General features: G+C 54.9%; 27 protein-coding genes and 2 tRNA genes. 15 read left to right on the top strand and 14 right to left on the bottom strand.

Translation table 11 applies throughout. The features are described from left to right. Positions 1-18: 18 nt before the first annotated feature. The 3 genes from ACR0EK_RS19670 to ACR0EK_RS19660 form a co-directional block, all read right to left on the bottom strand. Positions 19-576 (bottom strand): hypothetical protein, encoded by a 558-nt coding sequence (locus ACR0EK_RS19670; RefSeq protein ID WP_480968076.1) that lies wholly within the window; start codon positions 574-576, stop codon positions 19-21. Next, positions 573-809 (bottom strand): helix-turn-helix transcriptional regulator, encoded by a 237-nt coding sequence (locus ACR0EK_RS19665; protein ID WP_480968075.1) that lies wholly within the window; start codon positions 807-809, stop codon positions 573-575. Before ACR0EK_RS19665 ends, ACR0EK_RS19670 begins: the two co-directional genes overlap by 4 nt. Positions 810-981: 172 nt before the next feature. After that, positions 982-2211, bottom strand: coding sequence for a tyrosine-type recombinase/integrase (locus ACR0EK_RS19660; RefSeq protein WP_480968074.1), 1230 nt, complete (start codon positions 2209-2211; stop codon positions 982-984). Between the two features lie 304 nt (positions 2212-2515). Here ACR0EK_RS19660 and ACR0EK_RS19655 point away from each other — a divergent pair, with 304 nt between their 5' ends. The 10 genes from ACR0EK_RS19655 to ACR0EK_RS19610 all read left to right on the top strand — a co-directional run bounded on the left by ACR0EK_RS19655 (position 2516) and on the right by ACR0EK_RS19610 (position 9250). Continuing rightward, on the top strand, positions 2516-3694 hold the full coding sequence (locus tag ACR0EK_RS19655; protein ID WP_480968073.1) for a tyrosine-type recombinase/integrase: 1179 nt from the start codon (positions 2516-2518) through the stop codon (positions 3692-3694). After that, positions 3691-4350 carry a hypothetical protein gene (locus ACR0EK_RS19650; RefSeq protein ID WP_480968072.1) on the top strand — a complete coding sequence of 220 codons (660 nt, stop codon included), beginning with the start codon at positions 3691-3693 and terminating at the stop codon, positions 4348-4350. Before ACR0EK_RS19655 ends, ACR0EK_RS19650 begins: the two co-directional genes overlap by 4 nt. A gap of 78 nt (positions 4351-4428) precedes the next feature. Next, positions 4429-4617: a helix-turn-helix transcriptional regulator gene (locus ACR0EK_RS19645; RefSeq protein WP_480968071.1), complete on the top strand. Its 189-nt coding sequence runs from the start codon at positions 4429-4431 to the stop codon at positions 4615-4617. 32 nt (positions 4618-4649) lie between these two features. Then, positions 4650-4967 carry a hypothetical protein gene (locus ACR0EK_RS19640; RefSeq protein ID WP_480968070.1) on the top strand — a complete coding sequence of 106 codons (318 nt, stop codon included), beginning with the start codon at positions 4650-4652 and terminating at the stop codon, positions 4965-4967. A gap of 11 nt (positions 4968-4978) precedes the next feature. Beyond that, entirely contained in the window at positions 4979-5230 is a 252-nt protein-coding gene (locus ACR0EK_RS19635) for a hypothetical protein (protein ID WP_480968069.1), read from the top strand. A gap of 67 nt (positions 5231-5297) precedes the next feature. After that, positions 5298-5555, top strand: coding sequence for a hypothetical protein (locus ACR0EK_RS19630; protein WP_480968068.1), 258 nt, complete (start codon positions 5298-5300; stop codon positions 5553-5555). Between the two features lie 53 nt (positions 5556-5608). Continuing rightward, entirely contained in the window at positions 5609-7024 is a 1416-nt protein-coding gene (locus tag ACR0EK_RS19625) for an RNA-dependent RNA polymerase family protein (protein ID WP_480968067.1), read from the top strand. Beyond that, positions 7021-7275, top strand: a complete 255-nt coding sequence (locus ACR0EK_RS19620; RefSeq protein WP_480968066.1) for a hypothetical protein — start codon at positions 7021-7023, stop codon at positions 7273-7275. The genes ACR0EK_RS19625 and ACR0EK_RS19620 overlap by 4 nt, the downstream gene beginning before the upstream one ends. 71 nt (positions 7276-7346) lie before the next feature. Continuing rightward, a complete protein-coding gene (locus tag ACR0EK_RS19615) occupies positions 7347-8051 on the top strand; it encodes a helix-turn-helix domain-containing protein (RefSeq protein WP_480968065.1) in 705 nt (234 codons plus the stop codon). A gap of 392 nt (positions 8052-8443) precedes the next feature. Then, positions 8444-9250 carry an RES family NAD+ phosphorylase gene (locus ACR0EK_RS19610; protein WP_480968064.1) on the top strand — a complete coding sequence of 269 codons (807 nt, stop codon included), beginning with the start codon at positions 8444-8446 and terminating at the stop codon, positions 9248-9250. A 123-nt stretch (positions 9251-9373) separates the two neighbouring features. Here the strand turns inward: ACR0EK_RS19610 and ACR0EK_RS19605 are convergent, their stop codons facing one another. The 3 genes from ACR0EK_RS19605 to ACR0EK_RS19595 all read right to left on the bottom strand — a co-directional run bounded on the left by ACR0EK_RS19605 (position 9374) and on the right by ACR0EK_RS19595 (position 12684). Beyond that, positions 9374-10186, bottom strand: a complete 813-nt coding sequence (locus tag ACR0EK_RS19605; protein ID WP_480968063.1) for a hypothetical protein — start codon at positions 10184-10186, stop codon at positions 9374-9376. 168 nt (positions 10187-10354) lie between these two features. Further along, entirely contained in the window at positions 10355-12181 is a 1827-nt protein-coding gene (locus tag ACR0EK_RS19600; RefSeq protein ID WP_480968062.1) for a DUF4365 domain-containing protein, read from the bottom strand. Between the two features lie 427 nt (positions 12182-12608). Next, positions 12609-12684, bottom strand: a tRNA-Thr gene (locus ACR0EK_RS19595). Between the two features lie 181 nt (positions 12685-12865). On the opposite strand from ACR0EK_RS19595, the gene ACR0EK_RS19590 reads away from it, so the two are divergent. Continuing rightward, on the top strand, positions 12866-13735 hold the full coding sequence (locus ACR0EK_RS19590; protein ID WP_480773875.1) for a hypothetical protein: 870 nt from the start codon (positions 12866-12868) through the stop codon (positions 13733-13735). Between the two features lie 22 nt (positions 13736-13757). Here ACR0EK_RS19590 and ACR0EK_RS19585 read toward each other — a convergent pair whose 3' ends face one another. Then, complete coding sequence (locus tag ACR0EK_RS19585) at positions 13758-14654, bottom strand: LysR substrate-binding domain-containing protein (RefSeq protein WP_480900214.1); 897 nt, start codon at positions 14652-14654, stop codon at positions 13758-13760. Between the two features lie 101 nt (positions 14655-14755). On the opposite strand from ACR0EK_RS19585, the gene ACR0EK_RS19580 reads away from it, so the two are divergent. From ACR0EK_RS19580 to ACR0EK_RS19565, 4 genes are read left to right on the top strand one after another with little or no spacing between them, the layout of a single operon-like run. Then, positions 14756-15928 (top strand): pyridoxal phosphate-dependent aminotransferase, encoded by a 1173-nt coding sequence (locus ACR0EK_RS19580; protein WP_480968061.1) that lies wholly within the window; start codon positions 14756-14758, stop codon positions 15926-15928. Then, the gene (locus tag ACR0EK_RS19575) at positions 15925-17127 is read left to right on the top strand and encodes an acyl-CoA dehydrogenase (protein ID WP_209508024.1); all 1203 of its coding nucleotides are present in this window, start codon (positions 15925-15927) and stop codon (positions 17125-17127) included. Before ACR0EK_RS19580 ends, ACR0EK_RS19575 begins: the two co-directional genes overlap by 4 nt. 11 nt (positions 17128-17138) lie before the next feature. Next, complete coding sequence (locus ACR0EK_RS19570; RefSeq protein ID WP_480968060.1) at positions 17139-19328, top strand: thiamine pyrophosphate-dependent enzyme; 2190 nt, start codon at positions 17139-17141, stop codon at positions 19326-19328. After that, positions 19325-20362, top strand: coding sequence for an ACP S-malonyltransferase (locus ACR0EK_RS19565; protein WP_480900220.1), 1038 nt, complete (start codon positions 19325-19327; stop codon positions 20360-20362). The genes ACR0EK_RS19570 and ACR0EK_RS19565 overlap by 4 nt, the downstream gene beginning before the upstream one ends. A gap of 309 nt (positions 20363-20671) precedes the next feature. Here ACR0EK_RS19565 and ACR0EK_RS19560 read toward each other — a convergent pair. The 7 genes from ACR0EK_RS19560 to ACR0EK_RS19530 all read right to left on the bottom strand — a co-directional run. Next, positions 20672-20746: transfer RNA gene (locus ACR0EK_RS19560), tRNA-Phe, on the bottom strand. A gap of 79 nt (positions 20747-20825) precedes the next feature. Continuing rightward, positions 20826-21008 carry a DNA gyrase inhibitor YacG gene (locus tag ACR0EK_RS19555; RefSeq protein ID WP_480473599.1) on the bottom strand — a complete coding sequence of 61 codons (183 nt, stop codon included), beginning with the start codon at positions 21006-21008 and terminating at the stop codon, positions 20826-20828. Next, on the bottom strand, positions 21005-22027 hold the full coding sequence (locus tag ACR0EK_RS19550; protein ID WP_480968059.1) for a ribonuclease E/G: 1023 nt from the start codon (positions 22025-22027) through the stop codon (positions 21005-21007). The genes ACR0EK_RS19555 and ACR0EK_RS19550 overlap by 4 nt, the downstream gene beginning before the upstream one ends. Then, positions 22024-22602 carry a Maf family protein gene (locus tag ACR0EK_RS19545; protein WP_480473601.1) on the bottom strand — a complete coding sequence of 193 codons (579 nt, stop codon included), beginning with the start codon at positions 22600-22602 and terminating at the stop codon, positions 22024-22026. Before ACR0EK_RS19545 ends, ACR0EK_RS19550 begins: the two co-directional genes overlap by 4 nt. Positions 22603-22613: 11 nt before the next feature. Beyond that, complete coding sequence (gene infA, locus ACR0EK_RS19540; RefSeq protein WP_005978431.1) at positions 22614-22832, bottom strand: translation initiation factor IF-1; 219 nt, start codon at positions 22830-22832, stop codon at positions 22614-22616. Positions 22833-22923: 91 nt separating this feature from the next. Next, entirely contained in the window at positions 22924-23799 is an 876-nt protein-coding gene (locus tag ACR0EK_RS19535; protein WP_480900222.1) for a carbon-nitrogen hydrolase family protein, read from the bottom strand. A gap of 239 nt (positions 23800-24038) precedes the next feature. Continuing rightward, positions 24039-24927 (bottom strand): hypothetical protein (locus ACR0EK_RS19530; protein WP_480968058.1); only part of this gene is annotated, 889 nt, incomplete at its 5' end.

The raw sequence follows: 24927 nt of genomic DNA, 5'->3' as shown, positions 1-24927 counted from the left end.
GAAATTCGTCCGTCCGTTTCAGTCCCATAGTTCGTCTCCTTTGCTGCAATAAATGCTATCAAAGGAGCGGCAGCAAACCGCGACACGTCCACGGTGTTCCCATGCGTCGAGTGCATCCATGACACGCGTCCGCCAATCGACTGCGCGCTCGCGCACCTTCGGCCATGTTCGCGGGGTGCCCCCGCGTGAAAGCTGTGCCTGCCAAGATGCAGGTTTGACCAGATCATTGAGCGCGAGTGTTTCGTACCACCAGGTATTCGATGCGTACTCGAGGGCATTCTTCCTGAACTCGTCGAACGTCTCTGGGATTTCTGGTGGCTCGCAATATGACCTCGGGTCGTCAGTGACTGCGCCATGCAGATCGACCAGAGACTCGAATGTCGGGACGCGCACCTCGTTGCCTTTCAATCCGGCACGCAGCGTTTCGTAGGTCACTTTCTGTTGGATGCGCGGGTGATCGAGCGTGAATTTCTGTCCCGCCTCAGCGGCCTTCGTGATCGAGCCGCGAAACACTCGAAGCACCTCGTCGCCTTCGAGAAATCGTTCGACGTCTGCTTTCGCTTCCTGGTGCTTCATCCCTGATTCTCCTCGAGCCACGCAACAACGTCGTCGCGCTGGTATCGCACTATCCGACAATTCGGCTGAGAGTATGACGGCCCGAAACCGTCCTTGCGCCAGCGGAGCATCGTTTCATCCGATACGCCGAGAAAGGCGGCTGCTTCTGAACTTGTCATGATCAGGGGAGGGTTTGCGCGGATCAACTGATCTTGCAGGGAGTCAATACGCGCGGCGAGTTCTTCAATAGTCATAGGTTTGTCCTCGTGATGAGGCCCATGACCGCGCGTAGTCTACCCCTGGGTCCGCTCGCTCGCCGTCACCGCCCATGGGGCTGCTTCGGGTTCCTTGGGTCGCGAGTTCCTTTTCAGCGCGGCCTAACGCGCGGGTTCGGTTCAACCCTCGGTCAGGCATGTACTTATTGAGTTAAGCACTGTCTCGGCGCAATTCAACAACGGATGAAGGTGCCACCCCCAATCGCGTGTTGATCGCCGCCGCAATCGCATTCGCCGCCGCCTTTTGCTCTTCCAAAGTCGGCTCACCGTAATGGCCGAGCATCCGAAGATCGTTGTCGGTCATCGTCTGCTGGGCAAGCCACCTGTGAACGTGGCGCGGTGCGACTTCGCGTGCGGCAGTCATCCAGAAGTGACGCAGGTCGCCCGGCTTCGTCATTCCCAAGGCATCCATTTGACCGAGATGCCCACGACGTTCCCCTACAATCCGGCGCGACGGAAACACCCAATCGCAATCGTCATACTTGATCTCCCTGAGGCGTTTAAACAGCCTGACCGCATCGTCTGAAATAGCGATCTGCCGGTCATACGTGTGCTTGCTACGCCGGAACGTGATCATGCCGGTTTCAAGATCGACCTGATCCCATGTCAACGTGCGGAACGTCTCCTGCCGGAAGCCTGTGTACCAAGTCAGCATCCACCACAGGCGAATGTGCTCGTTACCGATCTGCTCGATCTCGGCCCAGCGATCCGCCCATGGAACCGACATGTCGAGTTTGCCGGTCTCGACGCGGCTCTTGATGGTCGTGTTGTCCAACAAAGACGGAAACGGCAAAGCGAGTGCGCAAAGGCGGTTTATGAACCGGACGACGGCGCCTGCCACGACCGATGCTGTTCGCGCGCCATGCGGTCGCGTTAGTTGCAGTGAGTTCAGGTATTGATTGATCTCGAGGATCGGCAATTCGTCCACGTAAATATCGGCCCAGCGCGTGAAGTGCAGGCTGAACGAGTTGCGGTAATCCTGCGCCGTTTTCTCGACCATCGGAGCCTTGCCCGACGCCCGTTCGCTTGTGCGGTGTTCGATGTACTGGTCAAGAGCCTGCGCGAAAGTTGGAATGCCAAGACGGTTCTTTTCCAGTTCGCGCTCATCGCGCGTGTGGATATTGCCTTCCTGAATATCGAGGAGAGCAGCACCCATCTGTTTCTTCGCCCAGGCGCAGTGTGTGCCTTTGCTCGCCCATTGGCCGAGCCTCACAGCCCGCGTCTTTTGCGCACTCGGGTCCCATTTGTTGACCCACCAAGTTTTAACGCCTCCCTTGGTGACGCATAGGCGTAGGCCTTTGACGGTTGGGTCTGTGAACCATGTTGTTTTGTCTGCCGACAAACTCTTGAGCGTCGAATCCTTGAACTTGATCTGTGGCATGTCGTGTCCTTGTAACGGCGGTGATTTTACAAGGTTCACGTTATGTTCTAACCGCACTCAAACCCAACCACAGATTTGGGAAGCACCTCAAACTATTGAGGAAACTTCCTATTTTCCGGTGTTTGACTGGTGTTTAAATGGTGCCCCCACACTGCATTGAAGACTTGAACACGCAAAACTCTGGGCGTTTCAGGCTGCCTCAAAAAATCACCTAAACCCTTGCTAAACATAAAAATGTGGTTTCCATTCGCGTCAGAGTGGTTCAGTGTGCCTCACAGTAGAAGGTGGACCATAGGGTGGACCAATGCCAGCACTCAACAAGCTATCATCATTGCAGGTAAAGAATGCGCAACCCGGCAAATACTCGGACGGCGGAGGCCTCTGGCTGCACAAAAAAGATGGAGATGGCGGCAAATGGTTCCTTCGGGTTCACGTCCACGGGCGTCGAAGAGAAATGGGCTTGGGCGCTTTGTCTGCCGTATCTCTTAAAGAAGCCCGCGAAGAGGCCGAGAAATGGCGGGCCGTCGCCCGCCAAGGAAAAGACCCGATCAAAGAACGGGAACGGATACGCCGGGAAGCCGCTAAAGCTGATCACACCCTAACGGTGGTAGCGAAGGAAGCCTTTGCGGCCCGTCAAGCCGAGTTAAAGGACGATGGCAAGGCTGGGCGTTGGTTTTCTCCGCTCGAACTGCACGTTCTTCCCAAACTTGGCAATGTGCCAATTGAAGAGATTGACCAACAGGACATCAAAAACACTCTCGCTCCCATCTGGCATTCCAAGGGCGAGACAGCAAAGAAAGCTATGAACCGGCTGGGCATTGTATTCCGGCATGCGGCGGCAATGGGGCTGGATGTAGACCTCCAAGCAACGATGAAAGCCAAAGCACTACTTGGCAAATCCCGTCAGGTTCGCAAAAACATACCGTCGATGCCATGGAGAGACGTTCCTGCATTCTATGAAAGCCTTAATGACGGATCGGTCACACATCTCGCATTTCGGTTGTTAATCCTCACTGCGGTCCGGTCCAGACCCCTGCGTTTCATTCATCTGGATGAATTGCACGGCGATACGTGGGTAATTCCGGCGGAAAAGATGAAGACCGGAAAAGAGTTTCATGTGCCGCTGTCCAGTGAAGCCCAGCGCATCATTGAGCAAGCTACGGCGTTCGAAAAGGACGGCTACCTGTTTCCCAATGTCAAAAAGGGGGTTATCTCCGATGCCACCATGTCCCGCCTGATGGAGCGTCAGGAACTAGAGGCACGGCCTCACGGGTTCCGGTCCAGTTTCCGGACATGGTGCGCAGAGGCAACCGACGCGCCGCGCGAAGTCGCCGAAATGGCCCTAGCCCACGAGACCGGCAGCAAGGTTGAACGCACTTACCGCAGAACGGACTTCCTTGAACAACGTCGTATTCTCATGGAGCGCTGGGCGCAGCATGTGACCGGACAAAGCGCAGAAGTTGTAAAGTTGGTGGCAAAATGACAAACGACCCCGAAACCACAATTCCTCGCATCGACACAAAGTTCGAAGAACACGATGCCATGGACGCCACAATAACCCTGACTATCAGTGGCTTAGATGACAGCGGCGAAATCCCACCTGAAATACTTGCTAAGGTGATTGCTGCATCAAAAAATGCTGCCCCTTATTCACTTGCGACAGGACGCCGCAGGATTGATCTTCGAAAAAAAGAGACTGATGTTACAGCGCGTGACCGAAAAAGACTGCACGACGCGGAAGACGTTTTAGAGGAAATCGAAAAAAGTCTGCAGACAGTTTTGCCTGAACAAGAACATATGATTTTGGAGTTAGTTGACCGTTGCTTTTTGGCAAGCAGCCTACTGACAGCAGATTTTCTTCGAGAGAAGTACCTGACTGACATGGCTCGCGAACGTGCGCAGCAAAGTTCTCGCAAGACCGGAGGGACGGAGAGAGCCAAAATCTACCGTGCGGAAACCATGAAGTTAGTCAAATTCATGGACGAGTATAGAAATAGGCACCCGGATCGGAGCGTTCTGGCCGCTGCCACAGAAGCCACCAGAAGGGGCTATGGGGCTCAACACAAAGACAAATCCGATGACAAAAACGTCAAGGCCAATAGGTCTCGGTACATTAGAGCTAAAAGAGCGACGAAGTAGTTGTACGGTTCTCTCCAGCGTACAATTAGCGACTGATACCTCTGACCCCAGACACACCAACGGGTCACAGGATGTATCATGGAAACTCACAAAAAGTTCTACAGCACCAATCAGGTGCTTGAAGTCTGTCCTTTCAGCAAAAGTACGCTTCATCGGATGATCGAAGATGGCCGTTGGCCGAGGCCGATCAAGATTGGATCGCGGTCTTTCTGGCTCGAAGATGAAGTTTCAGCCGCAATGCAAGCGTTCGCGGATGCTCGCGGCTAACTCAAATTCAACCCACAATATCGGAGATAATCATGTCATCGAAAAAAACCGATGCACCCGGGTTCAATTCCCTAAAACACAATTGGGGATTGGCAACTCGCGCAAGTGACAACCCTGAAAAGCCCAAACCTGAAACAACCGAGATTGCCGCCCAACGAAACGCAGCAGCAGCGTTCGGTGTCAGCCATGATCGCGCTGGGCGGGAAAAGAAAAATACCCAAAAAGATCAGCGTAGTGAACGTCGGAAGGACATCGAAAATCGTCTTGGTATCTCACTGGGCGACAAGTCCGCGCCGCAAAAAGGTGCCAGCAACATCGCCCGCGCTTTCGGCGGCACAAAAAGCCGCTAAGGGGTAAGACAATGAAACCAATTGAATACTTAGCGACATTGGTGCGCGGAAGGCAATATCGGTTCCGCGTTCCAAGCGAAGCGCAGGATAAGTTTATCGTGTTCAATCACGGTAACGCGGTCCAGGTCTCCGAAGCCATCAAGAGCGAACTCGAAAAACACGCAATCGATCCGGTCCAAACCACATTCAGCACAGGCGAGGTGGAAGAGAGCTACGAGTGCAAATTCGCGTTCGAAGAATTGTACGAAAGCCCCTCAGTTTGAACCCGGGTGCAATTCCGCCCGAACCCTACCTGTCAGATCAACCCATCAAAGACACGGAATAGCCCACATGACCGCCAAATCACCCCCAGTTGCCAACCTGATTGATCAGAAAAACGACCAACTACAAGAGGATATCACTAAGTTCATCGGCATTCTCAGTACTCTCCTGCTGCAATTACAGGCAGACGTTGATGACCCAAACACGCCAGCACCCAATGCGACACAGATTGAATTTGGTGACATCCTCATAGACACCCGCTTTGCTGGAAAAGAGCTTTTGCGACTTCTGCGCCAGCTTTCAGTGATGCGCGAATACGCCCGCTGATAGCCACACTCACTTTCTCATCGAAGCAAAATTGAACCCGGGTGCAAAATGCCATGCCTGAAACTTGTGAAATACGCATCACCCAGCGCGTGGCAAACATGCACCCGGGTTCAAATTCGGACATCGACCGGGCATGGTCCCGAGAAATTGGGCAAGCCTATGACGTCTACCACGAACGGGCCGACGCCATCGGTTCCGCCACCACGTCCGGGCAACGCCTTCAACCTGTAATCCGAAATTTTCTTCGCTCACCCCATGTTAAGCTTGTCTCTGCATACAAGGCGCTGGGCGGGGATGCTTACCCGGATGACGTCCGAAGGCTAAGCAAACAGGTTGACGCTTGGGCGACCAATTATCCGCCGATCAGATGGTATCCGAAGACCAAACCCGACGGGTCTTCGCGTCCTATATGCATTTTTCCACCAACACTGAAGGCTACGCACTACTTGATCCGGGAGGTGATCAACCGACAGACCGCGCCGAACGGCACGCTGTTCGGTATCCCCGGCGCAAGCCGCGATGACCTCGCCAGACAACTCAAACAGCTTCAGAATTCCGGGTACGTCTACCTAGCCAAGACCGACGTGATTGATTGCTACCAGAGCATCAACCCGGACGCCCTGTATTCCCTACCATTGCCACAGGAGGTGACCCGCCGAGCACTTGATACTAGAAGACTATGCTTTTCAGTGACCAACCATCCCGACAATGCTTCGCAGGCTAAACAGGATTTTGGTTCTTCTGGGAGTATATATGAGACTGACCACAATGTAGGCGGGCCAAAGGGCCTTATGCAAGGCTCCCCGGCCTCTGGCGTTGTTCTCGCGCATCTGCTTGTCGGATTGCCAGATCGCGCGGACACAAAGGTTATGATCTGCTTTGACAACATCGTCATTGCGGCGCGTACACCTGCCGGAACTCGGGCGATGGCAGATACCTTGGCCGCTCATCTTGAACGGTGCCCTGCTGGTCCGCTTGCAATGTGCGAAACCCAATACGCCGATGATACGCCTTTGGATTTCCTCGGCTATAGGTTCGACCCCAACCGGGATGACATTGGCATCGCTGACGACGCGCGTTCCCGGCTGGAAGAGCGACTTGGCATCGCTGAGCAGATGGATATGGAGCGGCTACATGCGCTCCTAGGGACCTATGAAGACGCTGCTGCTGACCCAAACCAAATAACGCCTGCGAGCCCGCTCCTAGACGCGCCTCCGATAAACGCATGGCGTGTCCTGCGTGACTGGCGTGCAGGCTTCCCCGCCGCACGATCAGACGGGCCGGAACTCTCGCATTATCTGCGAACCTCTGCCGGCGCGAACGTAGACCACGCTGTATTTGGCCACCTTCACGAAAACCTCTTTGCACTCCCCGGTACGCGGGAGAATGACGCGATCCGCGCCATCATCAAAAGACATCTCAAACAGGCCGAACCACACACCAACCCCAATAGGAAAACAGACCAATGAGTATTGCCACAGTCGTTTTTATCCTCGTCACGATCCTCTATCTGATGATCGGAAGAGTGACTTACCAGAAACTCGTTGTACCCAGCCGAAACCGCGATGCGCTGGGCGGTGACGTGGACGCGATGGTCTGTGTCATCCACGAACAGGAAAAGTCGCTAGTTCACTACCTGACTTATGGGGGCTGGTTGTTGTTCTATCCGGCGTTCTTCGCATTGGGCTGGATCATCGCCCGATTAGACATCGACATTTGAACCCGGGTGCAATTCTGAACTGCAATGCCGGTTAACGCCGCAAATACCCCCAAAGTCCGAAAGGCATCAAAATGACCGAGCAGCCCTGCCCAACGCCCGAGCAAACCCAACTTGACGCCGAAAATGTCCGTTCACCTGCCGCAACGATCCGGCAATCTGGTCGCCTACGCTCTGAGCAACAATGGGAAATTGTCAGGCAACTGCTACACCCGATGTTGATGCAGAACTATTCCGGCAAAGCTATTGCGGACGCATTCGGCATTTCTGTGGACACTGCCTATAGGTGGAAGCAGAGACTGCTGGACGACCTGCGCAAAGAAGCCGTATCCATGCAGCCGCGTGACTTCGTTATGGAAAGCGTATCCTCACTCCGTCAGGTTCGAGCAGAGGCATGGGCAGGGTTTCAATCAGCAACCGATGCCAAAGAAAAACGCGCCTTCTTGAACACGGTGACAAACGCCGAAGCACAGTTTGCTAGAATGGGAGAACGAATTGGCCTATATGGGCGTCCCGGTCAAAAGCCACTAGACGCCAATGCCTACGGAGAAGTTAGCGAGGGTGAGCAAAGCGATATGATGCTGGTCCGCGAACTCCAAATCCGGCTGGTTGAACTACTTTCAGTGTCTGACAATCAGGCAGAGGTTGCCGAAGATGCTGGACCGAAACCCTACGACGAATTGCTGTCTGAACTGTGCGAGGAGCTAACTGATCCGCCTAAACAGCATCTTCGAAGAGCTGCGTTACCAGCAAGAAAACGCCAGCGTTCTCATAACTAGTCTGCTCGTCTGGCACTAAAAATTGGGATTCTTAACTTCATTGCACGATGATCAGGGTTGTAGAGGCGACCGACTCGAGCAATTTTCTGAGGCCGATTGGGGCGATTGAATCAACTAAGAGTAGACTTCGGTGGAAACTAGCAATGCGTTTTCGATTTCTTAAAAACTATTACCAAAGAAAGCACAGAAACAAAGTAGTTGGGTGTTCAAATTGCTTTTCCGACCCAGGTTTGCGCAGCGTAGCACGAAACAACGGAAGACACACTCCGGGCCAGTGCCCAACCTGCGAATCCTCCGATGGAGTAAAACTATCCAGAGCATCTCTAGAAGAAACGTGTACGGAGTTTTTCGTTCGCGGGTCCATCTTTTCTGGAAAGGGATGGTTTGCGCCAATGCTACAGTTCAATTACTTCGATAGACCGATTGATGAGGTCGGTAGGGAAACTTTGAAGAAAGACATTCGGCGTTTATCCAAGTCCTTCGGAGTCAAAGTTTTTCTGTATGGCCCTCCATTGTGGATGTTCGGCAAACCTGTTGAAGAAGACGGGGTACAGCGATGGGAAACGAATGACTACCAAGGGATTTGTGACTACCACCATGAAAAGACACTGAACCCTTCGGCGACGTTTTATAGGGTGCAGAGCAATATCGAGTTTACACCTGAGGATAACCGCTTCTGCTCTCCGCCAGAGGAGATCAGGACCAATTTCGGACGATTTGATTCTGCTGGTTTGCCTATATTGTATTGCTCCCTTGACGTGGAAACATGCCTACACGAGAGCCGGGTGAATCTTGAAGACGACATTTTTGTAGCGAAGATGCACCCGAAACGCCCTCTCAAGTTAATGGACCTGACGGCACCAAAGACGGATTTTGACGTTTCACCTTTTGACGATCCAAGAATATGGTTGAAAAGCCTGATTTATGACCATGGCAGCTACCGAACGTGCCAAGCGTTGGCTGCCCACATTCATTCGCTTGGGTACGACGGCTTTCTTGTAGAAAGCTACTTCCAGCAGGCAGCCAAAGCAAAGCATGCCAATCTTTGTCTTTTTGGTCGCCCGATAGTCGAAGGTGTGGTTGGCATTGAAGGAATCAATAAAGTCAATTTGCACAACGTCTCATACGAATACGGATTCGGACCCGCAGTATTCAGTGATGACCTTTTTCATGAAGACGATGAGTTGCTTATCGAGTGACGCCCACCTTGCAGTTCAATGCCATCTTACGCGATAAGGCTTACTAAAAACACACTACGGTACTCGTTGATCGCAAATCCGGAGCACTTTTGCACTGCTGTTCTTGCGGCCTTCGATCGGTCATTAACCAATTATCCGATCACGAACAGGATTGCTCAACTCTCCTGGAGCGAAGGTCGCAAGCTTTGTTGTGGGAAACGGTAAAAGTGACATGTCATCCGCAACAAAAGCGGCAACGGCGAATGCTTGTCGAACTTTAGCGTAGTAAAGGCGCACTTCAGGTTTACTGTTGAAGTTACCCCAGCCGTATTCAAAGGTCCCATCTGAAGTGATCTTTCCTTGCCTCATCACATTTATCGAACCGAGGCTTGCATATAAACTTTCAGGAATGTTTCCGTTAAGAAGCTCGCCACTCGTGAACCAACGAACTTGTAGCCCTCCTTTTTGGGGGATTGGGTAGCCAACGTCTTCGTAGCGCAATGCAAAACCAACTTTGGCCGCAAACGCCTGCATATACGCGCCAACAACCGGCCCATTGGCACGAAAACCTGCCAACTTAGGATCAAACACCCCCTCCCGCCACATCATTTCTTGCATTGCTTCTTTTGGCAGCCACATCTCCTTCAGGAATTCAGGCGCGACTCTTTGCATCTCTCGCAACACCCTATCCCATTCCTCCTCGTCCGCTTCGTCGCGTATTCCTGGAAATGTGCGCGACATGAAAATTGCTGCCACATCCAGTTTACTTGAGCCCTGATTGCACACAGAACAGCTAGGAAACTCCAAACCTTTTGGCCTTTGGGTCATTCGAAACATAGCCCTTGGAGGCATGTGGTCGATTTGTTCCGCAGGCCCAACTCCTGCACAATAGATACAACCTTTCGCGACTTCCAAAACCTTCGCGTGCCGTCGCTTCTTTGCCTTTGCTTCACCCATAAGACGGACCGTCCAATCTATTGCTTTATGTATTAAATTCGTTTCCGGTGTCTTTTAATTTCAGACGATTTTCAGCTTGAACGATCAACCGCACACTGGTTTTGCAACAAGTGAACAGATGCCCAATTAAGGGCCATCGAACCATCCGATACACTCCCGCAATGTACGCTATGTCGCAGGAATTTCTTGAACAGAGTCAAAGTTGTCCGGGCCAACCAGCCGTTTGATTACACCGCCAGGCTGCATAACCGGTCGCAACTCATAAAGTGCGCTTGCTAACTTATCGAAATGCTCCATGCCATCCTCTGGAATTTGACTTTTTTCTAGGTTTTTGCGGAACAAAGCATATACCTCATAACCGTTTCTCCAGATTGCGCACGAGAGCGTACCGAGGAAAAGCTCACTATCCTTGGTGCTCCACGCAAAACCTACCGCATCTGCCCAAAGCCCTTCATCTCCGTCACACAAGAATGCCTCTACTAAAGCCGCGCCGAGTGCGTGCAAATACTCTTGATCCTCTAGAGCTTGGTCGATGACGCTAAACCACAAGCTCCTATCGTTCAGTACGGCAGTGCCGGAAAGTTCGTTATGCTGATAGAATCTATCAAGCCATGAACAAAGCCATGCCTTTATGGTCGCTTCAGCTACGGTCACTCGATCGGATGGTTCGTTACTGAGATTCTCAAAGATTTTCTTGGCTCCCCCGAAATCACCCGAATAGAGCAAAGCATCTCCAGCACAGATACCAACCTGCGAGCCCGGGGCTAATTCATAGGATGCCACGTAGAACCTCGCAGCCGCTTTGAACCTCCTCCTCCAGAAGCAACAAGCCGCGAGTTCATTCAAAAAGTATGGCCGCGTTAGGTAGTCTCCACTTAGTTTTCTCGCCCTATTGTAGTTGCCCACGGCCTCCGAGTAGCTTCCCATGTTCATTTGAAAATTCGCAAGGGAGTAGTAAATTGTAGAGACCCTCTGCTTATCCTCTGGATCGTGATCAGAGATTGCATCTCTATAAAAACTCTCGATCGCATACTTGCGTTTGTCTATCGGGAGCTCACTCGACAGCAGCGCATCGACATATGCAAGATATCCGTCGTCCTGAATGGAGTGTAACCTGTTTCTTTGTGCAATTTCAGCGGCCACCTCAGGGTCACCTATTGCAAGCTGTGCGACTCGACTTGCAAGAAACCTTGTTTCTGTCTTGAAATCGTTGGCTTTTATTATCCGTGTCAATTCTATGGCCTGACGTTGGAATTCGTACCTACCAGCCATATAGGCAAGAACATAAACCAACTCTGGGAGTATGTTTTGGCTAGTAAAGCCTTCGACTTCCCAAGTTATGCTGGCCACTACGTCTATTGATGCAGTGATCGCGTTTTCTTGAAGGTGCAAGACGATTGGCAAACATCGCTCTGGGTCGTCACTTGAGATGACCATAGCGCTCATGCTCTGAAGCTTAGAAATTGCAAGCTTCACCTCAAATACCTTGGGTCCCGCTTGCCCTTCTTCATCGACAGTCAGTCCAAGAGGCAACGATCTCGAAAAGGACTTGATTGTGCGATAAGTCTTAACCGTTTTTATTAAATTAAATGGAGTTTCTTCAGTCCACGCATCGAGTTCATCAAAGTTGATTGTCGTCGAATTGGTAGAGGTGCTTCGAATCTGAGCAAAGACATTGCTGATCCACATAAAGTAGGTGGCTTTCGTCGCGTCGCAATAGCGGACCAGCATAGAGGGTGCGTCCAAAGAAGCGAGATACTCGAGACGATCAAGCTTCATCTTAACAGAGCGTTCTGCATCCGCCTTATCTGTGGCCTTCAATTGAACATAGAAAAGTAGGCCAGTGGCGTTTCCTTGCTCGTCGAATATTTCAACTTCCAAGTCTACGCCATAGTCTTTGTCTTTGGTTCGGCATACCCATTCGTCAGGTAAAAGCCTTTGGAATTCTACAATTGAGATGTCTTCGAGTCGGTGGCTTCTGGTTCTTTTGGGCAAGGGTGCTCCGGTTATTTTTCTTTGCGAATGCGGAAAGCCGTTAAGAAAGCAATCTTGGTAAGCTTCATGGCTCCGAATTCGATTTCCTCAATGTCTTTTTTTTACTCATAGAGACCGTGAAGTGAATGATGGTCAAGATATGAGCACCAGTTCTTCCTCGGAACGCTTGCAACATCCGAAGCAAGATACGCAGAGAGTGCGCAATAGGCTTCCAAAAGCTCAAATCAATGAACATTCGAAGGTAAACCACAGCACATCGTCACTGAAACAATGCCAGTGTCTCTTTTGGCCGAAGAGCGCTCAGTGCGACATCCCTACCAGGTCTTGCTCTCTTCCCAAGCGGGCACGCAAAGGTGGCCCAAAGGGTGGTCCGAGCTATTCAAAATAAACCTAAGTAGTTGTTAATTATAATCTTTTTAGGATTTTGTGGTGCCCCCACACGGACTCGAACCGCGGACCTACTGATTACAAATCAGTTGCTCTACCAGCTGAGCTATAGGGGCACTGGCAGTCGATTACTTCGTCCGACAGAGGACTGCAACCCTCATTTTTAACTCAAACTTGGGGATTGCCCGATTTCCTGAGAAAGTGCAGAAACCGCACGGTTGGTTCGTTGCAGATTTTCACGCGACGCAAAGACATGGAATGGGATGGACACAGCCCCTGAGGGTAAAAGGACAAAAGATGCAGGTAGTAATCCATGCCGGGGCCGCTTTCGCCGATGAAGGGCAAGTGCTGTCCTCGCTTTCGGCAAACAAGCAGGCCTTGGCGGATAGCCGTGCTGCGATCTTGGGACCGCGCGGCGGACGTCAGTTTGTCAAGGTTCTGTCTGATGCCCTTGCTCAGGATTTGTCTGATGCAGAAACACAGGACGGGCTGCACGCCCTTCTTCCGGATGATCCAAATGTTGATCGTGTCATCCTCTCGAACGACAAGTTCTTTGGCCCAACACGCTCTGCCCTGCAACATGGACAGATTTACCCTTTTGCCGGGCAGCGGACAGCCTATGTGCAGACCTTGCTGGACGATGCTCAGGTCGAAATATTTGTCGGTCTGGTGAACCCCGGTTTTTTCATACCCAAGGTCCTGATGTCGATCCATGAAGATCACCGACAGGAGATTCTGACCAGCACCGATCTGAGTTGCCTGAGCTGGTTGAGCATGATCGAAGATCTGCGCGATCTTGCACCTCAGGTGCAGCTCACTTTGTGGAAGAACGAACATCTGCCACTGATTCTGGGGGATATCACGCGCGCAATGGCGGGCCTGCCCGGTGACGCTCCTCTGGTGGATGAATATGCGTTGCTGTCGTCGCTTCTGACTGAAACCGGTCAACAGCATGTTCTGGACATCGTGCGGGGCGGTGTCGGCCTCGACAAGGACACTCAACGCGAAGACCTTGCGCGGGTTTTGGAAGACTATGCCAGGCCCGATGAGGTCGAAGAAGAACTCGATCTGCCCGGCTGGAACGCAGACATCGTTGACGCATTTACAGAGCTTTACGAGCAGGATCTGGCAATCATCCAGACCATGCAGGGCATCCGGATGCTGTAACCCATCTGTCGCGTCCGCACCCTTACAAATGCCCTTTCGTTTGCCGGATGATCCAGTCCGCAAACGCTTGTACGGCTTCGTTCCTCTGCCCGGTCGGCGTTGCAATGAAATATGCGCTGCCCGAGGCATTCACCAATTGCCCGGTCTGGACCAGCGCGCCAGACGCCAACTCGGCCTCGATCAGGTAGGACGGCAAAATCGCAGCCCCAAGTCCGGCAACTGCGCCTTCGATCAGCATCGAGAACTGATCAAAGCGCATCCCTGGAAAAACCGCCCTGGAGTCAAGCCCAAGGCTTGCATGATACTCGGACCATAGCCCGGGCCGTGAGGTCAGATGCAACAGCGGCAGATCGAACACATGCTGTTCCTCGAAAGGCCGTTGGGCGCCCAACAACACGGGCGCAGCTGCCACGACAAGTTTTTCCGGGAATAGCTTGCGTAGCCGCGCACCAGGCCAATCTTCGTGCCCGAAGTGAATGGCAAGGTCCACGCGCCGCTCTTCCAGGCTGAACGGTGTCGTGTAGGAATGCAAATCCAGTTCGATCCCCGGATGCAGGTGCTTGAAATCCGGCAGTCTTGGCACCAGCCACCGTGTCGCAAAGGTGGGCAGGACCGCCAAGGACAGCAACGACGCACCGTCACCGGCCGCGATCGCACGATTGATCGTACCGTTCAGCCGCTCAAGGTCTCCGGCAAGTTCTTCAAACAAAGCGCGACCCGCTTTCGACAAGCGAACGGCACGCCCGACCCGGCGAAACAGCGTCACCCCCAGCGCAGCCTCAAGTTCACGCACTTGGCGGCTAACCGCGCCCTGCGTCACACCAAGTTCCTCTGCTGCCATGGTATAGCTTTCGTGGCGTGCGGCAGCCTCGAAGCTGCGCATGAGGGCAAAAGACGGAAGGGAGCTGATTCTGGGCATATCACTCATGAGTTTTAGTCACAGAAACGATACAAAACAGCGTATTTTTATCAAGTTACTTTGCAGATAGAACCTCAGTCACCTCCAGAGGAAGATTGACAGTGTTTCACCGCGCAAACCGACTAAACGGTATCGAATTGTCCGAAATCGTGCAGATTTCCGAGGCCGCCGCACGCTTGCGTTCGGAAGGGCGCGATGTTGTGGCATTGTCGACCGGTGAGCCTGACCTGCCCACCCCGCCCCATGTGGTCGAAGCTGCCCACGCGGCAGCGCTGGACGGCAAGACGAAATACCCGCCGACGGCCGGGGTGCCCGACCTGCGCGCCGAAGTTGCCCGGCAGGCCAAAGCCGAAGTGGCTCAGGTCATTGTGTCCACCGGTGCCAAGCAGGTGATTGCCAATGCCATGCTGGCCAGCCTGAACCCCGGCGACGAGGTCATCATGCCCGCGCCCTACTGGACCAGCTATTCTGACATAGTGCGGATGGCGGGTGGAACGCCCGTCATTCTGCCTTGCCCGATGGATCAGGGGTTCAAGCTTCTGCCGGAACAGTTAGAGGCCGCAATCACACCGCGCACGCGCTGGCTGATGCTCAACACGCCGTCGAACCCGTCGGGGGCAATCTATACACAGGATGAGATCGCCGCCCTCTCATCTGTTCTGTCCCGTCATCCACAGGTTTGGGTTCTTGCGGATGAGATTTATCGCCATCTCAGCTTTACTCCGTTTGTTTCAGTGGCCGACGCGGCCCCTGACCTTGCCGACCGTCTGTTGATCGTCGACGGTGTCGCCAAAGCATGGTCCATGACCGGATGGCGCATCGGCTGGGGGATCGGGCCGGTCGAGATGATCAAGGCAATGGTGGCCGTTCAGGGGCAGGTTACATCGGGCGCCTGTTCGATTGCACAATGGGCCTCGCTTGCGGCGCTGACCGGCAGCCCGGACCTGTTGGAAGATCGCCGGGTCATTTTTTCCGAACGCCGTGATCTGGTGGTTGCAGGGTTGAACACGGTTCCGGGGTTGCGCTGCGCGGCTCCCGACGGGGCGTTTTACGCCTTTCCTTCCTGCGCCGGACTGCTTGAGGATCAGGGAGGACCGTTCAAAAATGACGCTGACTTCTGCACCTGGTTGTTGGAAGATGCCGGTGTCGCTCTGGTTCCCGGTCGCGCCTTCGGGTTGCCCGGACATTTTCGCCTGAGCTTTGCTTATGCCCAAGATACAATTGCAGCGGGGCTTGCACGTCTCAAAGCCGCTGTAGAAAGGAAACTCTCATGAAACCACAATCCCGCCCCCAGCTTGGCCCTTTCACTTGGGATGACCCTTTTCTGCTGGAAGACCAGCTGGCCGAAGACGAACGCATGGTGCGCGATGCGGCCAACGCCTACGCGCAGGACAAACTGCTGCCACGTGTGACCCAGGCTTTCGCCAATGAAGAAACAGACCCCGAAATCTTTCGCGAGATGGGTCAAATGGGCCTTCTGGGCACGACTATCCCCGAAGAATTCGGCGGCATCGGTGCCAGCTATGTCACTTACGGTCTGGTCGCACGCGAAGTGGAACGGGTCGACAGCGGTTACCGCTCGATGATGTCGGTGCAGTCCAGCCTCGTCATGTATCCGATCTATGCCTACGGAACGGATGAACAGCGCCGGAAATACCTTCCGAAACTGGCCAGCGGTGAGTCAATTGGCTGCTTTGGCCTGACCGAGCCCGATGCAGGCTCGGACCCCGGCGGCATGAAAACCGTCGCGAAAAAGACTGATGGGGGCTATGTCCTCAACGGGTCAAAGATGTGGATCTCGAACGCGCCCATTGCTGACGTGTTTGTTGTCTGGGCCAAATCAGACGCGCATGACGGCAAGATCAAGGGTTTCGTTCTTGAAAAAGGTACACCCGGTCTTTCAGCTCCGAAGATCGAAGGCAAACTGTCGCTGCGCGCCTCGATCACGGGTGAGATCGTGATGAACAATGTCGAGGTCGGGGAAGATGCTCTGTTGCCGGGTGTCGAAGGTCTGAAAGGGCCGTTTGGCTGCCTGAACCGCGCACGATACGGTATCGCCTGGGGATCGATGGGTGCAGCCGAGGCCTGCTGGCACGCCGCGCGGCAATACGGTCTGGACCGAAAACAGTTCGGTCGCCCTTTGGCGCAAACGCAGCTGTTCCAGCTGAAGCTTGCGAACATGCAGACCGAAATCGCCTTGGGCCTTCAGGCCGCTCTGCGCGTGGGTCGTCTGATGGACGAAGCCCGCGCAGCACCCGAGATGATCAGTCTGATCAAGCGCAACAATTGCGGCAAGGCACTTGAGGTCGCCCGCCACGCACGTGACATGCACGGCGGTAATGGCATCAGCCAGGATTTCCACGTGATCCGCCACATGGTGAATCTGGAAACCGTGAACACCTATGAAGGCACGCATGATGTTCATGCCTTGATCTTGGGTCGCGCACAAACGGGCCTGCAAGCCTTCGCCTGAGGACGACAAAAATGGATCGCGCAACCATTGTGCATGACAACTTCCTGCGCCGGGTTGCGGCACGGGATTTCCCCGCTGGCGCGACGCCGTCTGGCCCACTGACAGCGTCCGAAGCAGTCGGGCTATATCGCGCGCAATGTCTCAGCCGTGCATTGGACCGCCAAAGCCGGGCAATGCAGAAAGCGGGCCAGGGATTCTATACCATCGGCTCCTCTGGTCACGAAGGGATGGCCGCCGTGGCGGCAGCCTTGCGCCCGACGGACCCTGCTTTTCTACATTACCGCGACGCCGCTTTTCAGATCGCCCGGTCCGATCAGGTGCCGGGGCAGAGCCCGACATGGGATATTCTGTTGTCCTTCGCTTCATCCTCTGATGATCCGATCAGCGGTGGGCGGCACAAGGTGTTGGGGTCAAAGGCGCTTTGCATCCCGCCGCAGACCTCGACCATTGCCAGCCACCTGCCCAAAGCTGTCGGCGCGGCTTATGCAATCGCGGCAGCCCGCCGTCACAAACCCGAACATGCAGAAATGCCGGACGACGCCATCGTCTACTGTTCCTTTGGTGATGCTTCGGCCAACCATTCCACAGCGCAAGGCGCGTTCAACACCGCGCAGTGGACGTCTTACCAGTCGGTTCCCCTGCCACTGCTGTTCTGCTGTGAGGACAACGGGATCGGAATTTCGACCAAGACACCACAAGGCTGGATTGCCGCAACATTCTCTCATCGACCGGGACTGAAGTATTTCACGTGTGACGGGCTCGATATTTTCGAAACCTACCGTGTCGCACAAGAAGCCGCCGCCTATGTCCGCAGCCGCAAGAAGCCCGCATTTCTGCACATCCGCACGGTGCGCCTGTATGGCCACGCCGGGGCAGATATGCCCACCACCTATATGCCAAAATCCGAGGTCGAAGCCGAAGAGGCGAACGACCCCCTGCTGCACTCCGTCCGTCTGCTGGAACAATCCGGTGCGATGCAACCGGATGACGCGCTGAAGGTATACACCGACACCTGCGACCGCGTCACCCGCGTCGCCGACAAGGCGATCACCCGCCCTCGCCTGAAAACCGCAGGTGACGTGATGGCCAGCCTGATCCCGCCCGCACGCCCCTGTGCCCCGACCAATGGCCCGTCAGCTGAACATCGGGCTGAGGTATTCGGCGGCGACCTCAAAGCACATGCTGAACCCCAGATCATGTCACGCCTGATCAACTGGGCCCTGAGCGACCTGATGCTTGAACACGGCGAGATCGTGATGATGGGCGAAGATGTCGGGCGCAAAGGCGGTGTCTATGGCGTGACGCAAAAGCTTCAGGCCCGTTTCGGCCCTGACCGGATGATCGACACGCTGCTGGACGAACAGTCGATTCTGGGCCTAGCCATCGGGATGGCTCAGAACGGGTTTACGCCCATGCCGGAAATCCAGTTCCTGGCCTATCTTCACAACGCCGAAGACCAGTTGCGCGGCGAAGCGGCCACCCTGCCCTTCTTCTCGAACGGTCAGTACACCAACCCGATGGTCGTGCGCATCGCCGGGTTGGGGTATCAAAAGGGTTTTGGCGGGCATTTCCACAATGACAACTCGGTCGCGGTGCTGCGCGATATTCCGGGGCTGATCCTGGCCTGCCCATCGAACGGCGCCGACGCTGCACGAATGCTGCGTGAATGCGTGCGGCTGGCCCGGGAAGAACAGCGGCTGGTCGTGTTTCTGGAACCCATCGCGCTCTACCCGATGCGGGACTTGCACGAAGCTGGGGACGCAGGCTGGATGCACACCTACCCCGACCCATCCGAAAGGATCGGTTTCGGCGAGGTCGGCGTGGATGGCGACGGCGACGATCTGGCGATTGTTACCTTTGGCAATGGCGTCTACCTCAGCCATCAGGCGCGCAAACCGCTCGAGGCCGACGGGATAAAAACCCGGATCATTGACATGCGCTGGTTGTCACCGCTGCCCAAAGACGCGCTGACCCGGGCCGTAAGCGGCGCCAAGCGGATATTGATCGTCGATGAAACCCGGCATCACGGTGGCGTGGCCGAAGCCCTGATGGCCCATTTCCACGAAACCACAGATGTGCCGATGGCACGTATTACCGCCGAAGACAGCTTTATCGCCACCGGCCCGGCCTATGCCGCAACCATGCCATCGAAAGACAGCATCGAGGCCGCAGCAAGATCCCTGATGGAGACGGGCAAATGAGGTCAGCAAAACAAACCGCTGTTGTCATCTGTCCGGGGCGCGGCACCTATAACAAACCCGAATTGGGGGTTCTGGGCCGCCATTTTATCGACAAGGCCCTGCTGGCACAATTCGACGACATGCGCCGCGCGCAGGGTCAGGAAACCCTAAGCGAACTGGACGGCGCAACGCGGTATTCCGTGGCAAAGCACACGCGCGGCGACAATGCCTCGGCCCTGATCTATGCCGCGACGCTGGGCGATTTTCGTGCCATTGATCCAGAGAAGATCGACGTGGTGGCTGTGACCGGAAACTCGATGGGCTGGTATTCGGCCCTGGCCTGCGGGGGTGCCTTGACCGCCGAGGCAGGGTTCGAGGTGGTCAACACCATGGGAACACTCATGCAGCAGAGCCTGATTGGCGGCCAGTTGATCTATCCGTTCATGGATGCCGACTGGCAGCCGAACCCGGAACGCAAGGCCGAACTGCTGGCTCTGGTCGCTGAGATTGACGGCACTGGCGCGACCCTCACCCTGTCAATTGATCTGGGCGGGATGTTGGTTCTGGCCGGGGATGAAGCTGGGTTATCCGCCTTTGAAAACAAGGTGCCTGTGGTGCAGGAACGCTTTCCGATGCGGCTGGCCAATCACGCAGGGTTTCATTCACACCTGCAACGCCCAGTTGCCGAAGTCGGTCGCACCCGCCTTGCCGCAGATCTGTTCCGACAACCCAATCTGCCCATGATAGATGGCCGCGGTCAGATCTGGTGGCCCGGCGCCTGTGATCTGGACGCGCTTTGGGACTACACCTTGGGTCATCAGGTGACCGAAACCTATGATTTCACAAAGGCCGTATCACAAGCCGCGAAAGAGTTTGCACCCGATATGTTCATCGTCACTGGACCGGGAACCACACTGGGCGGAGCCGTCGCGCAGTGCCTGATCCTGAGCAATTGGGATAAGATGCAGGACAAAGCAAGCTTTCAGACCATCCAACGCGAAGAACCTTCGTTAATCTCGATGGGGATCGAGGATCAACGCACACGTGTGACTTGATCTTGCACACCTTGGCGGTTCGCCCGGCGCAAACCGATCTATCGCGGGCACTCCGCTCCACTCTGTGCACCGAACCATCTGTTCAGATCCCACCCGAGCAAGCGCCCTGCATTTCAATTCCACGATTCCGGAACCGGAAAAGGCGACGGAGCGCTCGGCCTGAGACGGCAACTACTGTCGAATGCTCCGGGTCAAATGGCATCTTCTCGCAAATCAGGACACTTTCGGTCAAGCATCTTGCAGACGAGCCAAAGGCCCAGACATTGAACCTAAGCGTTTGATATCCAGCACTCATTTCTCTGACTTAAATGGTGCCCGGGGGCGGAATCGAACCACCGACACGAGGATTTTCAATCCACTGCTCTACCCCTGAGCTACCCGGGCACGGGAACGACGTTTGTCGTTGGGTGGAGGCGTTCTATGACTTGCTACCGGCAGTGTCCAGAGGCTTTTTTACATTTTTTCAGTGCGGTCGCATTGTATTGCGTTCGTCCGCATCGGCCTCGGTCTCAGGGTCGTCTTCGCGCTGAGACGGGACCGCGTAAGAGCCGTTCAGCCACTTGGCCAGATCAATGTCTGCGCAGCGTTTCGAACAGAACGGGCGGAACTTCTTTTGCGTTTCTTCTCCGCAGATCGGACAGCTCATTTCAGGATCTCTGCGACAGGTAACCGGCTGCGTTTGCGCTGCAACTCGAAATGCCCCAGAGGTGTCCATCCCGCCAGTATCGTCTCGTCCGGGTCCGACTTAAAGGCCGCACGCAGGGCGGATTCGAACCCTCGGCGGTCTTTCTTGGGCATCGGAGCCAGATCCAGTGTGATCTGCCCCGCCAGCCCGCGCACACGCAATGCACGTGGCAAGGCTTTGGCACAAGCGAAGTTGGCTTTTGTTCCTGCCGCCAGCGACGTATCCGCGCCTGTGTTCACGTCTACGGCCACCAATGCGCGGGTCGGTTCGATAAAAAGATATCCGCCTCCGGGGAGAGGTTCGGAAATGCCACGGGCGACATCCAGCGCGTCCAGCACACCATGGGTTTCAAAACTGCCGGTTTTCGTCACAACCTCGGCAGGATCGGTCCAGTCGCGCCATGCCAGGATATGCGGGCTGTCACCTTCGCTCAGCAGTTCGACGTCGAACCCTTCGTCCGTCATCACTTGTTCAGCTTGCGCAAGCATGGCCGAAATGTCGTCGGCAATATCACCGGCATCCGCATCCATGCAGCAGGAGCGGAGGATCAACCCGTAGGGGCTGTCGCCCATTTGTTCATGAGCGATTTCAAGCAGTTGATCCCGCTTGTCTTCATCCTTGATGCTGCGCGAGATGTTCAGGCCCGGTGCGTCGAGTGTGACAATGGCAAAGCGGCTCTTGAACAGGATGCGGTTGGTTACAGGGATGGCCTTGCCGGGCTCGGCATATCCGCCCACCTGCACCAAAAGCGTGGCACCCGGCGCCAACCCTTTGACCTGTCGAAGAAAAGCCGGGCCGTCGGGTGTGGTCAGGAACATACCACCCTGCCCCTTGACCGGTCGATCGGCACGGGCGCGATAAATGGTGCCGGGTGCCGGCGCGTCGGCGGCGATCAGGAGATCATCAAGCTTTCCGTCGACCATCAATGCCGCGGCCTCGCGGTCTTGGATATGGTCTAGAACGATGGTTCGACCCTTCATGATGCCTCGCTATATAGTGGGTAGCCGATCCCTTGCAGCAAGGCGGCGGTCTCGGACAGGGGCAGCCCCACGATGCCAGTGAACGAGCCCGAAATCCATGGGATGAATGCGCCAGCAGGGCCCTGGATCGCATAGGCCCCGGCTTTGCCCTGCCAATCACCGGTCGCCAGATAAGCGTTGATTTCAACGTCAGACAGGCGTTTGACCTTGACCTGCGAGACGACATCACGTTGCAGGATGCGATCCCCGCGCCGAACGGCGACCGAAGTGATCACCCGGTGACGGCGACCGGACAGAGCGTACAGGAACTCTGCGGCTTGCCCCTCATCCTGGGGCTTGCCCAGAATACGCCGCCCCAGTGCAACTGTCGTGTCCGCGCAAAGCGTGATGTCACCGCTATCCGATTGAACAGCCTTTACTTTTTCACGCGTAATGCGACTGCAATACGGAACAGGAAGCTCACCCTTCAGCGGTGTTTCGTCGATGTCAGGGGGGCGGATGGCGTCGGGCTGCACGCCAAGCTGCGCCAGCAGGTCCAGCCGCCTTGGGCTGCCCGATCCCAGGATAAACGCCATCTCGGCAGGCGTTATTTGAAGCGGTAGTTGATCCGACCCTTGGTCAGATCATAGGGGGTCATCTCGACCTGAACCTTGTCGCCGGCCAGAACACGGATGCGGTTCTTGCGCATCTTTCCTGCCGTATGTGCGATGATTTCATGGCCGTTTTCCAGCTCGACCCGAAACGTCGCATTAGGCAGGAGTTCCTTCACGACACCGGGAAATTCGAGCGTATCTTCCTTGGCCATGTTGTCTCCATCATTAGGTTGCGCCCGCAGAATCTGCGGGGATGTGCGCTTAAATGAGCCTATTTTTCCCTTATTTCAAGGGCGGATTCATCTAAAGGGCGGATAATGTGACCGTTTCGACTCGGGCGTCCTGCTCTGGCCAATGGGTCCGGTTCAGCACATGGCCATCGGCGCGGACCTCGGCGATGGCGGACAGGTCGACATCTGCATAGGTCCAGCCAGGCTGGTTCAGAGCGCCCTCGGCCAGCACTCCGGTGGCCGGAAACCCCTTGTCCGGCGGGCCGAAAACGCCGCCCATGCCGGTGTTCATGTCCACTGCCTCGGACCAGTCGTTGGCTCCGACCAGTGACGACATAACCGTAACGCATTGATTTTCCAATGCTCTTGACATTGCCCCGATGCGAACACGCCAATACCCCGACAGCGCTTCGGTGCAGGACGGTACAAGGATCATATCCGCGTCGCTGAGTGCGCGGCCCAGCAGGGGAAACTCGCTGTCATAGCAGATCAGAACACCGATTTTACCCAGCGCGGTGTCGAACAGCCTGAGTGGACCACCCGGCGCAATGTCCCAGTCCTCGCGTTCAAAGCGGGTCATGATCTGCTTGTCCTGATGGTCGCGGCCACCGTCCGGGGCGTAGAACGCGGCGCGGTTCACCGGGCGACCGGACCCATCCACAACCGGGGCCGATGCGCCCAGAATGTACGTTTTGTACGCGCTTGCGAGGCGCGAGTGCAAATTTTGTACATCCTCGAACCGGTCCGAAACCGCGCGGATCGAGCGTTCGAGATCACCCGCCACCTCGGCACCATCGAGCGTCGACACCTCCATCGCGCCGTATTCGGGGAACACCAGCAGCCCGGCCCCCTGCCCGGCAGCCTCGGCAACCCAACGGTCCAGCTTGTCCTCGTACTGCGCCCAGCTGTCGAGCCAGTCGAGATCATACGCTGCGGTTGCGACTTTCATTGATGGGATCCCCTGAGCCGATGTGTCGTGGCACTAAACCGTGAGAGCCGCCGCGTGTACAGTTCAATCTGGTGGTGACGGGGTGAAGGGGGGGGGGGTGATTGAACCATCACCGGTCATCGCCCGTCACAGGATGTGCCGCAAGTGTATGGGGCAGCTTGCAGCCCAATGCAGGCGTAATTTATGAGCCGACGGGGTTCGCGTCGTTGAAACTGTGCTTCAGACACTGCATGGTTTCGTTACACCGTCTGAAGTACATGTCGCAATATTGACGTTTCGTATGTTCCCAATGAAGAAGCAAAAACCAAGTCTAAGATTACTGCTTGAACCAATCGCTCTGACTCTCCGTTAAACTCTCGATGCAAGCCACGGTGAATCGCCTCTTTCCTTTTTGTTCTAAGCTCGCTGATAATTTTGTCTGAAGCGACGGTTAGCTCTTTTGAGAAAGAGTAGAATTTACGGAGTCTGTTGCCAAATTTTCTATCACCGGCAAAGAGAATTTCAAGCGCAGAATAGTACAAAATGAGGCGCATGTTTTCATCGTTGGACATGTGGGCGCGGTAGCAAAATTTGAGTGGGCGAATTTCGTTTTCGGAAAAACCCCCGTATGGATCTGACGGTAAATCGTCAAAGAACGCGACAGGTTTCTCTTTCGGCGAAGACTTCACAATTTTCGCATCTCTAGTTGTAAATTTCGCATCTTGAAGGTTGAAATAATTGTCAAATATTGACTTTCGAGCGAGCTCTTGCCCAAATAATAGTGCGGCTATTCCAGCCTCAAAATGCAAATTGTCCACCTTGTCATCGCCAACAACCGTGATATCGGTGGCCTCTTTTGCAACTATCAAAAGGTACTGCTCGCACAACGACACAGTCTCAGTGAACGAGCGGATATTTTGTACTGTGCGATCAATGCCCGTCCGAGACAAATGAGTTCTGGGAAGATCAACTTGTAGCTCGCCATCGACACGCAGCAGTGCTAGATGACTATCGCCCAAACGGACTGTGTGGCAGCCCACGAAGGTACTTGATACGGCTTGGACGTGTCGCGGTTTGCTGCCGCTCCTTTGATAGCATTTATTGCAGCAAAGGAGACGAACTATGGGACTGAAACGGACGGACGAATTT

The sequence above is a fragment of the Ruegeria sp. AE4 genome, assembly GCF_056542185.1.
Note: the sequence above shows the minus strand (reverse complement) of the source record. Positions and strands in the feature narration are given on the sequence as shown.

Coding starts and splice junctions, on each gene's coding strand:
- ACR0EK_RS19550 (WP_480968059.1), bottom strand. CDS start 22,027: ATGAAGGGTCGAACCATCGTTCTAGACCATATCCAAGACCGCGAGGCC.
- ACR0EK_RS19630 (WP_480968068.1), top strand. CDS start 5,298: ATGACCGCCAAATCACCCCCAGTTGCCAACCTGATTGATCAGAAAAAC.
- ACR0EK_RS19575 (WP_209508024.1), top strand. CDS start 15,925: ATGAAACCACAATCCCGCCCCCAGCTTGGCCCTTTCACTTGGGATGAC.
- ACR0EK_RS19590 (WP_480773875.1), top strand. CDS start 12,866: ATGCAGGTAGTAATCCATGCCGGGGCCGCTTTCGCCGATGAAGGGCAA.
- ACR0EK_RS19660 (WP_480968074.1), bottom strand. CDS start 2,211: ATGCCACAGATCAAGTTCAAGGATTCGACGCTCAAGAGTTTGTCGGCA.
- ACR0EK_RS19570 (WP_480968060.1), top strand. CDS start 17,139: ATGGATCGCGCAACCATTGTGCATGACAACTTCCTGCGCCGGGTTGCG.
- infA (WP_005978431.1), bottom strand. CDS start 22,832: ATGGCCAAGGAAGATACGCTCGAATTTCCCGGTGTCGTGAAGGAACTC.
- ACR0EK_RS19645 (WP_480968071.1), top strand. CDS start 4,429: ATGGAAACTCACAAAAAGTTCTACAGCACCAATCAGGTGCTTGAAGTC.
- ACR0EK_RS19610 (WP_480968064.1), top strand. CDS start 8,444: ATGCTACAGTTCAATTACTTCGATAGACCGATTGATGAGGTCGGTAGG.
- ACR0EK_RS19670 (WP_480968076.1), bottom strand. CDS start 576: ATGAAGCACCAGGAAGCGAAAGCAGACGTCGAACGATTTCTCGAAGGC.
- ACR0EK_RS19615 (WP_480968065.1), top strand. CDS start 7,347: ATGACCGAGCAGCCCTGCCCAACGCCCGAGCAAACCCAACTTGACGCC.
- ACR0EK_RS19535 (WP_480900222.1), bottom strand. CDS start 23,799: ATGAAAGTCGCAACCGCAGCGTATGATCTCGACTGGCTCGACAGCTGG.
- ACR0EK_RS19635 (WP_480968069.1), top strand. CDS start 4,979: ATGAAACCAATTGAATACTTAGCGACATTGGTGCGCGGAAGGCAATAT.
- ACR0EK_RS19545 (WP_480473601.1), bottom strand. CDS start 22,602: ATGGCGTTTATCCTGGGATCGGGCAGCCCAAGGCGGCTGGACCTGCTG.
- ACR0EK_RS19620 (WP_480968066.1), top strand. CDS start 7,021: ATGAGTATTGCCACAGTCGTTTTTATCCTCGTCACGATCCTCTATCTG.
- ACR0EK_RS19555 (WP_480473599.1), bottom strand. CDS start 21,008: ATGAGCTGTCCGATCTGCGGAGAAGAAACGCAAAAGAAGTTCCGCCCG.
- ACR0EK_RS19650 (WP_480968072.1), top strand. CDS start 3,691: ATGACAAACGACCCCGAAACCACAATTCCTCGCATCGACACAAAGTTC.
- ACR0EK_RS19585 (WP_480900214.1), bottom strand. CDS start 14,654: ATGCCCAGAATCAGCTCCCTTCCGTCTTTTGCCCTCATGCGCAGCTTC.
- ACR0EK_RS19640 (WP_480968070.1), top strand. CDS start 4,650: ATGTCATCGAAAAAAACCGATGCACCCGGGTTCAATTCCCTAAAACAC.
- ACR0EK_RS19605 (WP_480968063.1), bottom strand. CDS start 10,186: ATGGGTGAAGCAAAGGCAAAGAAGCGACGGCACGCGAAGGTTTTGGAA.
- ACR0EK_RS19665 (WP_480968075.1), bottom strand. CDS start 809: ATGACTATTGAAGAACTCGCCGCGCGTATTGACTCCCTGCAAGATCAG.
- ACR0EK_RS19565 (WP_480900220.1), top strand. CDS start 19,325: ATGAGGTCAGCAAAACAAACCGCTGTTGTCATCTGTCCGGGGCGCGGC.
- ACR0EK_RS19625 (WP_480968067.1), top strand. CDS start 5,609: ATGCCTGAAACTTGTGAAATACGCATCACCCAGCGCGTGGCAAACATG.
- ACR0EK_RS19655 (WP_480968073.1), top strand. CDS start 2,516: ATGCCAGCACTCAACAAGCTATCATCATTGCAGGTAAAGAATGCGCAA.